Here is a 14,021-nt window from a genome sequence, read left to right on the forward strand (position 1 = left end):
CTGGTTATCCGAACATTTAAATTTTTACATTATTTTGTTGTTAATTTTTTTTCTTTTAAAAGAGCATGTGAACCATCTTTATAATAATTTTTTCTTATTCCCACAGTAGAAAAATCAAAGCGACTATAAAATCTTTCAGCAGTAACATTGCTATGAGAAACCTCTAATAGTAATTTCTTTAAATTTAATTTTTCACATTTATTTATTAAATAGCTCATAAGATAAGATCCAAATCCCTTTTTTCTAAATTTTTTATTTACAACAAAATAATTTATTTGAGCTTCATCAAGAACAACTTGAAAAACACATATACCAATGACTAAATTTTTAATTAATAAGCCAAAGATTTTTGTACCATCTTTTTTGAATTCGTTAGCCCATTGTTCTTTACTCCATAGAGAAATCGTATTTGCATCTAATTCATAACATAAATCAATATCTTTATTATTTATTTGTTTAATGGATATCATTTATTATGTATTTATATCTAGAAAGTTCAAATCTAAAGTCATTATAAAATATGACAGTTTTGGCAAAGCTTTATTTGAAGTTCTCCCATGGAAGAAAAACAATCTTTTTTAAAACAAAAAATTGACTTGGAAAGTCCTAACAGAAATATTATTCCCATTACCACATCCATTGAAAGAGATGGGAAATTGTCAGTTGGTGGATGTTCTATTGAAGAACTAGTTAAAAAATATCATTCTCCTCTTTATATCTTGGATGAAATCACTTTAAGAAATTCTTGTAAAGCTTACAAAAAAGCATTAGAAAAATATTACCCAGGAAAATCCTTGCCGATATATGCTTCTAAGGCAAATAGTTCCATTTTCATGAGTAGTCTTGTTTCCTCGGAAGGTTTAGGACTTGATGCTGTTTCAGAAGGAGAACTATTAACTGCTATTAAAGGTGGGGTTCCAAATGAAAAAATTGTTTTTCATGGTAACAACAAATCAGACAAAGAATTAGAATTCGCAGTTAGAAATAATATTAAGGTTATTGTAGATAATGATTACGACTTAGAAAGATTAGATGAAATCTCAAATTCATTTAATCATGATTTAGAAATAATGATTCGCTTTACTCCTGGGATAGAATGCCATACACATGAATATATTAGAACTGGATCATTTGATAGCAAATTTGGTTTCGGAATAGAATATTTAAATACTCTATTTAACAGAATAAGCAATACAAAGCACCTAAAATTAAAAGGTTTACATGCTCATATTGGTTCACAGATTTTTGAACTAGACCCCCATAAGGATCTGGGAGAAATAATGGTAAAGGTTATCTTAGACGCCAAAAAATTTGGTCATAATATTGAGGAACTAAATGTTGGCGGGGGTTTAGGTATCAGGTATACAGAAAGTGATGATCCCCCTTCAATTGATGAATGGGTAAAAACAATTTCTTCTTCCGTTGTTGAAGCTTGTAAAAAAAACAACTTAGATTTTCCCACATTAATGTGCGAACCTGGTAGATCTATTGTATCTACAGCAGGTATAACCATTTACAAAATTGGGGCTTTTAAAGAAATTCCTGGTATCAGAACATATTTATCTGTTGATGGTGGTATGAGTGATAATCCAAGACCAATTACATATCAATCAAATTATTCTGCATGTTTAGTAAGTAATCCATTTAATATTAATTCCAAAAATAAATATACTATTGCGGGTAAGCACTGCGAATCGGGAGATGTATTGTTTAAAGAAATTGAACTAGCAGAATGTAAAACGGGAGATCTTATATGTGTTTTTGGTACTGGTGCATATAATAATTCAATGAGTTCTAACTACAACAGAATTCCAAGACCTGCCGCTCTCTTAGTTAAAGATGGAGAGGCAGAAATTATTCAAAAAAGAGAAAGCCCATTGGATCTTTTAAAATATGACGTATTACCTGATCGCTTTATCAAACAAAATTAGGTACATTTAAATTAATTTTGTTTTTAGTGTGAATTTCTGGGGGATTATAAATTTAAAGCTTTTATTAGATGTCTTATTTGCTGTTGGTTTCGGACTATTATTATTCTCTAGAGTAAAAGAACAACGGACATTATGGCTTCTAAGAGGATATTTGTTTTTAGTATCATCCGCATGGTTTATTCAAAGATATGCATACTTACCACTAACATCAAAATTAATTGATGCTGTAGTCCTCGCTTGCTCTCTCTCATTAGCGATCCTTTGGCAAGGAGAGTTAAGAAGATTAATGGAATTACTAGGCACTGGAAGGCTAGCTGTATTACTAGGGAATCCACAAAAGGAATTTAGAGCAACTTCAACTACCATTACTCAGTTAGTTGATACTGCCGGTAAACTCTCTCAAAATAGAAGAGGTGCTTTAATCGTTGTAGATTTGGGGAGTGATTTAAGACCTGAAGATTTTTTATATTCAGGTACCAATATTGAGGCACAATTATCAACTGACCTTTTAATAAATCTTTTTGCTACAGATACGCCTTTACATGATGGAGCAGTTCTTGTGAAAGGAAATAAAATAATTTCTGCTGGCGTAATACTTCCTCTCTCAAGACAAGGAATAAGTAGATATGGCACAAGACATTTAGCAGCATTAGGTATTACAGAAAGATTTGATAGATGTATTTGTATTGTTGTTTCTGAAGAAACAGGTACGTTATCATTAGCAAACCAAGGTAAACTTGAAAGACCAATTACCAGCAGCAGGTTACAAGAACTTCTTGCAAAATTGATTGGAAATCAAAACTCTATAGGAGCAAATAAAGCATCTGTAAATAAAAATGTTTCATCCCAAAAGATAGACTCGAGTGATAATATCATCAGTGATATTAATAAAAAAGAGTCAGAAAAATCAGAAATTTTTGTTAACAAAAAGGATTAACTTATGAGTTTAGAAAAAGTAATAGACGATAAAATTACTGACTTATTAAGGAAAATAGATAAGCAAAAATTGCCCAAGCATGTAGCAATAATTATGGACGGCAATGGGAGATGGGCGACTAGAAAAGGTTTACCCCGATCATTTGGACATAAGCAGGGCGTCAGTGTATTAAAAAAAATTCTCAAAGCTGCAAAAAATTTAGGTTGTAAAGTAATTACTGTTTATGCTTTTTCAACTGAAAATTGGACAAGACCAACAAAAGAAGTTGATTTTCTTATAAATCTTTTTAGCGAAGTTTTAAAAAAAGAAATTAAAGAGATACATGAAGAATCAACAAAAATAAAATTTATAGGAGATTTAACTCCTTTCCCAAAAAATTTAAAAGAAATAATATCTAGTTCAGAATCACTTACTAAACACAATAATAAATTTTTATTCAATGTTTGTGTTAATTACGGAGGCAGACAAGAAATAGTAAAAGTTGCAAAAGAACTAGCATTAAAATCTTCTTCTGGAGAAATAAAACCAAGTGAAATTAATGAAGAATTATTTAATTCAGAGTTATTAACTAGAGGAATTAAGGATCCAGAATTACTAATAAGAACTAGTGGTGAAAAAAGGATCAGTAATTTTTTATTATGGCAATTAGCATATTCAGAAATTTATATATCTGACGTACTTTGGCCAGAATTCAATGAGCATGAATTTCTTAAAGCAATAATTGATTACCAATCAAGAAATAGACGTTTTGGCGGTATAGAATCATTACCAAATGAATCTTTTGAAGATTCTCAATATATTTCCTAATTAAAATGGCTAATTCGAATAATCAGTTATTAAAAGAAATTAGGTTTGATTGGAATAAAGCGGAGATTTTGAAAATACTTAATATGCCTCTTATTGATTTAATGTGGGAATCACAAACCGTTCACAGGAAATTCAACAAATACGATATTCAATTAGCATCATTGTTCAGTGTAAAAACTGGTGGATGCGAGGAAAATTGTTCGTACTGTAGCCAATCAATTTATAGTGCTAGCGAAATTAAAAGTCATCCACAGTTTCAAGTTGAAGAGGTTTTAGCAAGAGCTCAAGTAGCAAAAAATGAGGGTGCAGATAGGTTTTGTATGGGTTGGGCATGGAGAGAAATTAGAGATGGGAAATCTTTTAATGCAATGTTGGAGATGGTTAGCGGTGTAAGAGATTTAGGGATGGAAGCATGCGTTACTGCGGGGATGCTTACAGAAGAACAAGCTTCCAGACTGGCTGATGCAGGCTTGACCGCGTATAACCACAATCTTGATACTAGTCCTGAGCATTATAAAAATATTATTACGACTAGAACTTATCAAGACAGACTAGACACTATCAAAAGAGTAAGAAATGCAGGAATAAATGTTTGTTGTGGAGGAATAATAGGCTTGGGTGAAACTAATGGCGATAGAGCATCTCTTTTGGAAGTGCTTTCAAACATGAATCCACACCCTGAAAGTGTTCCTATAAATTCATTAGTAGCTATTGAAGGCACTGGTTTAGAAGATAATGAAGATATTGATTCTATTGAAATGATAAGGATGATCGCTACAGCAAGAATTCTTATGCCTAAAAGTAAAATAAGACTAAGTGCAGGGAGAGAAAAGCTTTCAAAAGAAGCCCAAATATTATGTTTTCAATGTGGGGCAAATTCAATTTTTTATGGAGATGAGTTACTCACAACTTCAAATCCATCTTTCCAATCAGACAGAAAACTTCTTAAAGAGGTTGGAGTATCATTTAACAAAGATTTTGAAACTTGTGAAAAAACAGTATCTTCTTTATGAAAGGCAAAAATTATAAAATAGTTTCTCTTTACTCTTTCTTCCCATTTCAAGAAAACTTAATTATTGATCTAAAAAATAAATTATTAGAAATCGAAAATGAAAACGATCTTTCAGGTTTATTTATTTTTGCTAGTGAGGGCATTAATGGAACTATATGTGCTGAGAAAAATGTAATTGATATTGTTATCAATTTACTTAATAAATATGCAGATAATAGAAATTTGAATATTAAAGTAAATTTCTCAAAAAACAAAGTCTTCAAAAAATTAAAAATAAAAATCAAGAAAGAAATAGTTACAATGGGTGTCCCTAAAATAAACCCCTCAGAAGATAATGGGACCTATATTGACTCAGCTGATTGGAATAAGTTAATTAAAAATCAAAATACAATAGTCATTGATACTAGAAATCATTATGAGGTGTCAATAGGTACATTTCAGAACTCTATAAACCCAAATACAAAAAATTTTAGCGAATTCCCCAAGTGGGTAGATGATCATTTAGATACCCATTTAGAAAATAAAAAGTCTACAAATATAGCAATGTTTTGTACCGGAGGAATAAGATGTGAAAAAGCTACCACTTTACTAAAAAAGAAAGGTTATAAAAATATATATCACCTCCAAGGGGGCATCCTTCAATACCTTGACGATATACCAAAAGAAAAAAACTTATTTGAAGGTGAATGTTATGTTTTTGATAAAAGAGTTGCTTTAGATCAAGAATTAGAAAAAGGCTCCTATTCGATTTGTCATGCATGTGGAATGCCAGTTTCAATTCAAGATCAAGAAAGAAAAGAATATAGAAAGGGTATCCAATGTCATTTCTGCATAGATCAATTCAGCGATGATGATAGGAAAAGGTTTGAAGAAAGACAAAAACAGATCGACAGATTAAAAGTGGCAAATCATAAAATCCATAAGGACTAATTTTCAAAATCATGAAGGTTGAAGATTTAGAAAAATTAGCAAGTAACATTGGATTATTAATTAAAATTCAAGTTAGAGAAACTCTCGGATTATGTTTCTTTAGAATCGTTATAGCAGAACAGAAAGATAACATCATTAAGATTTGGGCCGAAATGAAAGGTTGGACTTATTTAAATAAACAAGGTATTCAGCTTGATACATTAAGAATCCTTAGTAAGGCTCCTGCTTTTGTTTCGGAATTAATATGGGCAACAACTATGGCTTGGGCAATTGAAAAAAAATCAAGCAACAAAGCAAGACTTTTAGCTATTTTTGATAGCGAAGGATATAGTAAAAAACTTGTAAGATATTTCAAGTTAATAGGATTCAAAATTGTAAAAGAAGTTGGTTCTAGCCCAGTAGATCTTTTATTAAGATTGGTTTGGGGAGGTGCAGGTACACTTATGAACGGTGAATGTATTTCCATATTGAAAAAACTTGAAAAGAAACTGTCTTTAATTGAAGAAAGTTAACCCGCATGATAACTACTTCTAACTAATGGGCCAGAAGATACTTTTTTGAATCCTAATTCCTTAGAGAAGCGATATAAATATTCAAAATCTGATGGATCCCAATATTTCTTAACTGCCAAATGATTGAATGAGGGCCTTAAATATTGGCCAATTGTAATTTGATCACAATCTATTTTTTTAAGATCGTAAATTGTATTTTTTATTTCATCTAATGTTTCCCCAAGACCTAACATAATGCCTGATTTAGTTTGAATATGAGGAGCAATATCTTTTGACTTTTCTAGTAAACTTAGGGATTTTTTGTAATTTGCACCCCTCCTAACTTCTTTTTGCAGTCTTTCAACAGTTTCAAGATTATGATTAAAGCATATTGGATCTTTTTCTAAAATCATCTTCAATCTCTCAGTCTGAAGGTTATTAGTTTCATTAAAATTTTTGCCCCCACCCCATAAATCGGGAGTTAAAACCTCTATTTTAATTGTTGAATCAATTTTTCTAATCTCATCAATTGTAGTTATAAATAAATTTGCTCCATGATCAGGGAGATCGTCTCTAGCTACAGATGTCAAAACAACATATTTCAAATTTAGTACTTTCACTGCTTCAGCGACTTGAGTACATTCATCAATATTAATAGAACTAGGTCTACCTTTATTTACCTGACAAAAAGCACATGAACGAGAACATATCGATCCACCAAGTAAGAAAGTGGCTGTTCCTGAGGCATAACATTCTGCTCTATTTGGACATCTTGCTTCTTCACAAATAGTATGAATATTTGATTTTTTGATGAGAGTTTGTATTTTTTCGAACTCTGAAGCTTTACTAATAGGAAATTTAATCCAAGAGGGAAGTCTTAAGATTTTTTCTTTCTTGATTAGATTATTGTCTCTCATTTTCTAATTTAGTTTTGTTCTTCCTTCTAACGCCCTTGCAAGTGTAACTTCATCCACATATTCAAGTTCACTGCCCATTGGGAGGCCATATGCAATTCTCGTAACTTTAGTAAAAGGGGCTAACAATTTCCCAATATAAAGACTTGTTGTATCTCCCTCAACACTAGGGGTCAATGCCAATATAATCTCATCTATTTCAGACTTACTAACTCTTTCTACTAAGCTTCTTATTTCTAAAAGTTCGGGGCCAACAGAATCCATTGGAGATATTAAACCACCAATAACATGGTAAACACCTTTAAATTCTCTGGCGCGCTCCAAAGCAAGCAAATCTTTAGTTTCTGCTACTACACAGATTATTTTTTGATTTCTTTCAGTATTTTTACAAATTTCACATTCATCTTCTGAAGTCAAGTTGAAACATTTTTTGCAACGACCAACATTGCTATGTGCTTCTAACAGAGCCTTTGAAAAATCTCTTATTGCACTTTCAGGTTGTTTTAAAATAAACAGAGCTAGTCTTTGCGCTGTTCTTGGACCAATCCCTGGGAATTTCTCAAAATGACCAATTAATTTTGAAAGCGGTTTGGTATAAGTAATCAAAATTAAACTATTTCTAGGAATAATTTAGACGCAAAATTCTGAATTGCCATAATTGTTTGCTTTTAATGTCTTATTATGTTTTTAGTTAGTAATTTCAAACAAAATGAAAAATATTAAATTTAACCCTTTCAAATATTTATTTTTGATTTTTTTGTGTTTAACACTAAGTGCTTGTAGCGGCGGACTCAATGCGGGATTAGAAGCTTATCAAAGTCCAGATGGAAGATATGCCTTTTTGTATCCAACAGGATGGACTAGAGTAAAAGTAGATGGAGGACCTGAAATTATTTATCATGATTTAATAAATAGTAATGAGACCTTAAGTTTAGTTATTTCTGATGTAAATAAAGAGGTTCAATTAGAACAATTAGGAAGCCCAAGTGAAGTAGGTCAAACATTAATTGATAAAGTCATTGCTCCGGAAGGTTCAGGTAGAGAGGTAAAACTTATAAATGCCAATCAGAGGGAGGCATCAAATCATATTTTTTATGATTTAGAGTATGAATTAAATTTAAATGAACAGGCCAGACACGAATTAGCTACTGTCGTAATTGATAGAGGAATACTTTACACTTTTGCTGTGGGTACAAATGAAGAGAGATGGAATAAAGTTGATGGTATGTTTAGTAATGTAATTGAATCATTTAACTTCTTAATATAGTTTAGAAATTCTATACTAGATTCCTACTTGAACATTCCACAAATCAGCATATATTTTGGCCTGATCTAATAGTTCTTCATGTTTTCCGCTTTCAACTATTTTACCTTTATCAATAACAAGAATATTATCCGCATTTTTTATAGTGCTTAATCTATGAGCTATTACTATAGTTGTTCTTTCTTTTGTGATTTTAGATAAAGATTTTTGAATTAAAGCCTCTGTTTCATTATCAACTGAGGCTGTAGCTTCATCTAATATTAATATTGGAGCATCCTTTAAAACAGCTCTCGCTAAGGCAATTCTTTGACGTTGTCCGCCTGAGAGCCTTTGACCTCTTTCCCCGACTATAGTTTTGTAACCATCTGGTAATTGTTCAATAAATTTATGAGCTTCAGCAATCTTTGAAGATTTAATAATATCTTTAAGACTTGGGTTAATTGATCCATAAGCAATATTTTCTTGTACACTGCCATGAAATAAATAAGTTTCTTGACTTACTAAAGAAATACACTTTCTTAAATCCCTCAAATTTATTTCTTTAATAGAAATGCCATCCAAGGTTATTGAGCCATTATTAGTATCATAAATCCTAAGTAGAAGTTTTATTATTGTACTTTTTCCAGAACCTGTTAGACCAACAATTCCTAATGTTGAGTTATTTTCAATTTTGAAATTTATGTTTTTTAAAGTTAAATCTCGTCCAGGATAATTAAAATTTATATTACTAAAAATAATTTCTCCTTTGATATCTTTAGGTTCAATTTTTATTTTTCCATCTTTTATTTTTACAGGCGTATCTATGAGATCTATTACTCTATCTATTGAAGCCATAGATCTCTGAAAATCATCTAAAACATGCCCCAAAGTAGTTAAAGGCCATAATAGTCTTTGTGTAATAAACACTAAAAAACTATAAGTTCCTACATCAAGTGTCTTATTCCAAGTTTGGAAACCTCCGATTAACAGAATCGCTATAAAAGCAAATAAGATTGCAAATCTTATAAGCGGGATAAAAGCAGAAGATAATTTTATTGCTGCCTTATTACTTCTTTGATATTCGAGACTTTCTTTATTTAATCTATTTAGTTCCCATTTTTCTTTAGTAAAACTTTTTATAGTAAGAATTCCACTTAAATTATTATTAAGTCTTGATGCTAACAGTCCAGCTTTATTTCTAACATCTCTATATTTTGGAGCAAGCTTCCTTTGAAATTTAATTGATCCTAGAAATATGATTGGAATAGGAAAGAAAGCAAATAAAGCAATTTTTGGTGCAACAAAAATCATAGTGCCCCCAATTAATAAGACAGTTATAAATAACTGAATAATCTGATTAGCCCCTTGGTCTAGAAATCTCTCAAGTTGATTTATATCATCGTTCAAAATAGATAGTAGTCTTCCAGTATTATCATTTTCAAAAAAATCCATATCTAATTCCTGGATATGCTCATAAGCTTTAATTCTTAATTTATGTTGCGATAGCTGAGCCAAATTTCTCCATAAAATCGAATATAAATATTCAAAGGAGGATTCACCAGACCATACTATTCCTGAAGCAAATGCAAGAAAAATCAATTGTGCTGGGACTTCTTTTATCCCAAAACCAGCAATCCATGAATTCTGTTCCTTTACAACGATATCCACCGCAAGACCAATTATTACAGGGGGGGCTAAATCTAATATTTTATTAATTATGGAACTAAAAAAAGCGAAAAATAGTAACCTTCTTTCTTCAATAAGATTCAAATAAAGTCTAATTATTGGATTTTCATTTTTCTTAGACCTCATAAAATAACAATTAAATTTTTCTATTATGGTTTAAATTTTCTTTAGTTTTTAATATACATTTTGTTTTTGCATCTTGATGACTTGCAGATTGTGTAAATTCTTTGAAGTAACATTCACAAGTTTCATTCGCAATTTCTTCACTATATACCATTTCTGCTTTCAACATCTCCTCTTTAACACTCTGAAGACAAAATAATTTTATGATTGAATTTTGTTTAGTTTGGGCTAAATAATAACTATTAAAAGAGTTGAATAGGATAATCAGATTCACAAAAATAAAGAATTTATATTTGCTAGCTTTCATTCTCTATAACTAGTTTCTGACTTTAATTTTTTTTAATTTATTTTTAGTTTCTCTATGCAGATCTCTGGGTAAATCTACCAAACTATAATCATTAAAAATCTGTATCTTACCTATGGATCTACCATTTATATTAGTTGAATTGCAGATTGAGGATATAATATTCGCAACTCTAACCCCATCATATTTACCAAAGTTAAATTTGTAGGTTTCAAAAGAATCATTTTGATAATTATTTCTTCTATTTGAATTTCTCATACGATTATTACTATTTCTATTTAATCTATTTCGATCAGTATTATTTTGTTTATGAATCCAAGAATCATCTTCATTAACAAAAAATGATTTATTACCTATTACTAAATTAATTGACGCCATTGCAATATTTGTATCATCCATAGAGTATTTTTCTTTTAAATTATCTAGTACATCAATAATCAAAGCCTTATTTTCTTCATTTTCATCTTTAGCTAAAGAACTATCATTAACATTTTCTAAAAGTTTCTCCATCCTTTTTTCATTTATTATTTTATTACTTGGTATATTAATTTCTTCAATTGTAGTTCTTGTTGAGTTTTCTAAGTTTCTAAGGAAATGTTTTTCTCTTTGATTAACAAATAAAATTGCTTCTCCTGATCTGCCTGCCCTTCCAGTTCTTCCAATTCTATGAGTATATGTTTCCTTATCAAAAGGAAAATCGTAATTAACAACAAGTTTTATTCTCTCAACATCTAATCCTCTAGCTGCGACATCAGTCGCAACAAGGATATCTATAAATCCTTTTTTTAATCTATCTACAGTATTTTCTCTTTGATTTTGAGGTATATCTCCATTAAGTACTGCCACAGTATGGCCTGAATTCTCTAAAGCTTCGGCTATTGAGGTAGTAAGAAGTTTAGTTCTCACAAAAATTATTACTCCCTCGTTATTAAGTTCTAATATTCTTTTTAATGCATCTAACTTATGATGCCTTTGTACATATAGAAATTTTTGCGAAATTAATTGAGTTTCTTTTTTGACACTTTTGATTAATATTTCGGCGGGATCATTTAGATATTTTTTTGCTATATTTCTTATCTCACTAGGCATTGTTGCTGAAAACAATACCATCTGCTTATTTTCCGGAAGTTGATCTATTATCCATTCAATATCTTCAAGAAAACCCATATTTAACATTTCATCTGCCTCATCTAAAACAAGACAATTTATGTCTTTAATTTTAAAAGTTCCCTGCCTGATATGATCCATTATTCGGCCAGGGGTTCCAACTACTACGTCAACTTTTCTTTTCAATGCAGAAATTTGATTTCGATAGTCGGTACCTCCATATATTGCAACCGTCTTAAAATTACTAGATTCTGAACTATAACTTTTAAAAGATTCTGCCACTTGAGTTGCTAATTCTCTTGTAGGAGTCATAACTAAAACCTTGGCATTTAATTCTTTATTATCTGCAAGTTTTTCTATTAATGGTAATGCGAAAGCTGCAGTCTTTCCTGTTCCTGTTTGTGCTTGGCCTAGTAAATCTCTGCCTAACATAAGTTCCGGAATTGCAGCTTTTTGGATGGGTGTTGGATTTTTATATCCTTTATTTCTTAACGAATTTAAGATCGATTGATTAAACCCAAAATTAATAAATCCATTCTCATTCTCATTATCATTTCCTTCAGATACTTCCAATTGTTGAGATTCAATTTCTTTTTTGTTCTCTAAGTTCTTTAACTCAAGCAGGGAAGCATCTTCATTCTGAGATTTTTCCTGCTCACTATTAAAAGAGTTACTATCTTTTTTTAAAGCCATTTTAAATGCCTAATAATCTTCTGATTAGGCATTCAACAAATATCTAAATTGACTTGAATTGTTGACTAGCCTTACAGAGCCGAATTATTAATCTAACATCTTAGGGTACAGATCTTACTAATTTCTCAAAAATAAGATTTAATTTAAATAATATATATCTAGATATTTTTTCGCTCTTGTAACAGCAGTATAAAATAACCTTCTTTCAAAATCATCTCTACAAAAGATATTCTCACTATCTTTTTTTTCTTTTACAGCATATTGATTTCTTCTATATTTTTGTGACCACAAAATACTTACTCTATCAGATTCACTTCCTTGAGATTTATGTATAGTAATTGCAATTGCAGGTAAAACATTTTCTAAATTAGATGGATCAATTAATGCGACAATTTCTTCGTTATTATCATTAAATTTTCTAAAAAGATATTTTCTTTTATTTTTTAAACCTATAGTTACTCCGATATCCCCATTTGACAATCCAAGCTCATTATTATTTTTTGTACACATTATCGGAACACCCTCACTAAGAGTTTTAAGGTCATATGGTTTTTTTTGACCAAAAATAATTTCATTCAAATATTCAACACTCCATATCCCAGAATTTTTTTCGCATAAAATCAAGTGACTTTGTAAATCAAGAAATATCTTATCTACCAAATCTTTTTCATTAAGCAATAAATTATCACTACCCTCATCAAATATATATTTTTTTTTACTTAAATTTGAAGTTGAAAGATTTAACTTATTTAGATGACTTGTAATCGAAAAAATTAGATCTTTTGGAATATCTTTTTCTCTACTTTTTGAAATAGTAACTTCTTTTGAATTGTTATCTTTTTCTAATTCTTTAATCTTTTGATTAAGTAAAGAACAATCATTATTAAATATTAAACTACTAATTAACGCTATATCTCCAATATTTCTATAAGTTTTTTCTAAATTTACTAAAGAAGATTTAATTGAACTATTTTCTCCATATTCAAACAAATAATTCCAGATAGAGCAGTTATTTACTGGAGACAATTGATTTTTATCTCCAACTAAAATAATTTTACAGTCCTTTGCTAGTAAACCTAAAACTGATTCAATCAAATCTATATTAACCATTGACATTTCATCAATTATGAAAATATCAAGTTCTTTTAGTTTAAATTTCAACTTAAAAGATTTATTTTGAGAATTTAAAATCCATCTATGTAAAGTTTGAAATTCTATTTGGTCTAAAAATTTGTTAAAGGAAATATTTTTTTTATTATTAAAAGCTTCTTTTAGACGAGCTGTAGCTTTACCTGTTGGAGCAGACAACCCAATATTTAAAAAGTTATCAATTCTAAGGAGATCTAGTATTAAGTTTATTATTAAAGTGGTTTTACCTGTACCTGGTCCACCTTGAAGGAAAACTAAATTTGAATATTTTAATATATTTTTCATTTGATCAATTTTATTATCATCTTTATTAATTAAAGAGTTCATTAAATTATCGGTATCTATTTTTTTTAAAAATAAATTCATAACTCTTTCTATCTTTTTTGACCATTTTGATAGGGATAATTTTCTATCTAATAATATAAATGGAGAATTAAGTGAACCTATTAAGCCTATATTTTTTAAAACATCTATATGTTTATTGGGCCAGCCATCTTCTAATAATTCAAAGATTATTAAACTATTATCTAAATCAATAATAGTTTCACCATTTTTTTCAAACTCTAATAAAATTCTTATTGAATCTTTTACGAAATTTCCATATTTTTTTTCATTGAATTCGAAAATAACCAAGATTAAATTAAATATATGATCATATTGGTATTTTTCAATCTCCTTAGTAGTTTTATTCATT

Annotated in this window: 14 protein-coding genes; 7 read left to right on the forward strand and 7 right to left on the reverse strand. The window is 29.8% G+C overall.

What is annotated here, in order from left to right:
* Positions 1 to 29 precede the first annotated feature (29 nt).
* A complete protein-coding gene (rimI, locus tag HA149_RS05760) occupies positions 30 to 470 on the reverse strand; it encodes a ribosomal protein S18-alanine N-acetyltransferase (RefSeq protein ID WP_209113834.1) in 441 nt (146 codons plus the stop codon).
* A gap of 87 nt (positions 471 to 557) precedes the next feature.
* On the opposite strand from rimI, the gene lysA reads away from it, so the two are divergent.
* From lysA to HA149_RS05790, 6 genes are read left to right on the forward strand one after another with little or no spacing between them, the layout of a single operon-like run.
* Positions 558 to 1,931, forward strand: coding sequence for a diaminopimelate decarboxylase (gene lysA, locus HA149_RS05765; protein WP_209113836.1), 1,374 nt, complete (start codon positions 558 to 560; stop codon positions 1,929 to 1,931).
* 28 nt (positions 1,932 to 1,959) lie between these two features.
* Positions 1,960 to 2,868: a diadenylate cyclase CdaA gene (cdaA, locus tag HA149_RS05770; protein WP_209113838.1), complete on the forward strand. Its 909-nt coding sequence runs from the start codon at positions 1,960 to 1,962 to the stop codon at positions 2,866 to 2,868.
* A 3-nt stretch (positions 2,869 to 2,871) separates the two neighbouring features.
* Complete coding sequence (locus HA149_RS05775; RefSeq protein WP_209113840.1) at positions 2,872 to 3,675, forward strand: isoprenyl transferase; 804 nt, start codon at positions 2,872 to 2,874, stop codon at positions 3,673 to 3,675.
* A 5-nt stretch (positions 3,676 to 3,680) separates the two neighbouring features.
* On the forward strand, positions 3,681 to 4,688 hold the full coding sequence (gene bioB / locus HA149_RS05780; protein WP_209113843.1) for a biotin synthase BioB: 1,008 nt from the start codon (positions 3,681 to 3,683) through the stop codon (positions 4,686 to 4,688).
* On the forward strand, positions 4,685 to 5,617 hold the full coding sequence (locus HA149_RS05785; protein WP_209113845.1) for a rhodanese-related sulfurtransferase: 933 nt from the start codon (positions 4,685 to 4,687) through the stop codon (positions 5,615 to 5,617). Before bioB ends, HA149_RS05785 begins: the two co-directional genes overlap by 4 nt.
* Before the next feature lie 11 nt (positions 5,618 to 5,628).
* Positions 5,629 to 6,129, forward strand: coding sequence for a hypothetical protein (locus HA149_RS05790; RefSeq protein WP_209113847.1), 501 nt, complete (start codon positions 5,629 to 5,631; stop codon positions 6,127 to 6,129).
* On the opposite strand, the gene lipA is transcribed toward HA149_RS05790, so the two are convergent.
* Positions 6,126 to 7,025 (reverse strand): lipoyl synthase, encoded by a 900-nt coding sequence (gene lipA, locus HA149_RS05795; protein ID WP_209113849.1) that lies wholly within the window; start codon positions 7,023 to 7,025, stop codon positions 6,126 to 6,128. The genes HA149_RS05790 and lipA overlap by 4 nt on opposite strands.
* Positions 7,026 to 7,028: 3 nt before the next feature.
* Positions 7,029 to 7,628 carry a recombination mediator RecR gene (gene recR / locus HA149_RS05800; protein ID WP_209113851.1) on the reverse strand — a complete coding sequence of 200 codons (600 nt, stop codon included), beginning with the start codon at positions 7,626 to 7,628 and terminating at the stop codon, positions 7,029 to 7,031.
* A 103-nt stretch (positions 7,629 to 7,731) separates the two neighbouring features.
* Here recR and psbP point away from each other — a divergent pair, with 103 nt between their 5' ends.
* Positions 7,732 to 8,289 carry a photosystem II reaction center PsbP gene (gene psbP / locus HA149_RS05805; RefSeq protein ID WP_209113853.1) on the forward strand — a complete coding sequence of 186 codons (558 nt, stop codon included), beginning with the start codon at positions 7,732 to 7,734 and terminating at the stop codon, positions 8,287 to 8,289.
* A gap of 15 nt (positions 8,290 to 8,304) precedes the next feature.
* On the opposite strand, the gene HA149_RS05810 is transcribed toward psbP, so the two are convergent.
* The 4 genes from HA149_RS05810 to HA149_RS05825 all read right to left on the reverse strand — a co-directional run bounded on the left by HA149_RS05810 (position 8,305) and on the right by HA149_RS05825 (position 14,020).
* Positions 8,305 to 10,077: an ABC transporter ATP-binding protein gene (locus tag HA149_RS05810; protein WP_209113855.1), complete on the reverse strand. Its 1,773-nt coding sequence runs from the start codon at positions 10,075 to 10,077 to the stop codon at positions 8,305 to 8,307.
* 10 nt (positions 10,078 to 10,087) lie between these two features.
* The gene (locus HA149_RS09535; RefSeq protein WP_245154677.1) at positions 10,088 to 10,243 is read right to left on the reverse strand and encodes a hypothetical protein; all 156 of its coding nucleotides are present in this window, start codon (positions 10,241 to 10,243) and stop codon (positions 10,088 to 10,090) included.
* A 147-nt stretch (positions 10,244 to 10,390) separates the two neighbouring features.
* Positions 10,391 to 12,178: a DEAD/DEAH box helicase gene (locus tag HA149_RS05820; RefSeq protein WP_209113859.1), complete on the reverse strand. Its 1,788-nt coding sequence runs from the start codon at positions 12,176 to 12,178 to the stop codon at positions 10,391 to 10,393.
* 138 nt (positions 12,179 to 12,316) lie between these two features.
* On the reverse strand, positions 12,317 to 14,020 hold the full coding sequence (locus HA149_RS05825; protein ID WP_209113861.1) for an AAA family ATPase: 1,704 nt from the start codon (positions 14,018 to 14,020) through the stop codon (positions 12,317 to 12,319).
* Position 14,021 lies beyond the last annotated feature (1 nt).

The sequence above is a fragment of the Prochlorococcus marinus XMU1406 genome, assembly GCF_017696055.1.
Lineage (GTDB): Bacteria > Cyanobacteriota > Cyanobacteriia > PCC-6307 > Cyanobiaceae > Prochlorococcus_A > Prochlorococcus_A marinus_W.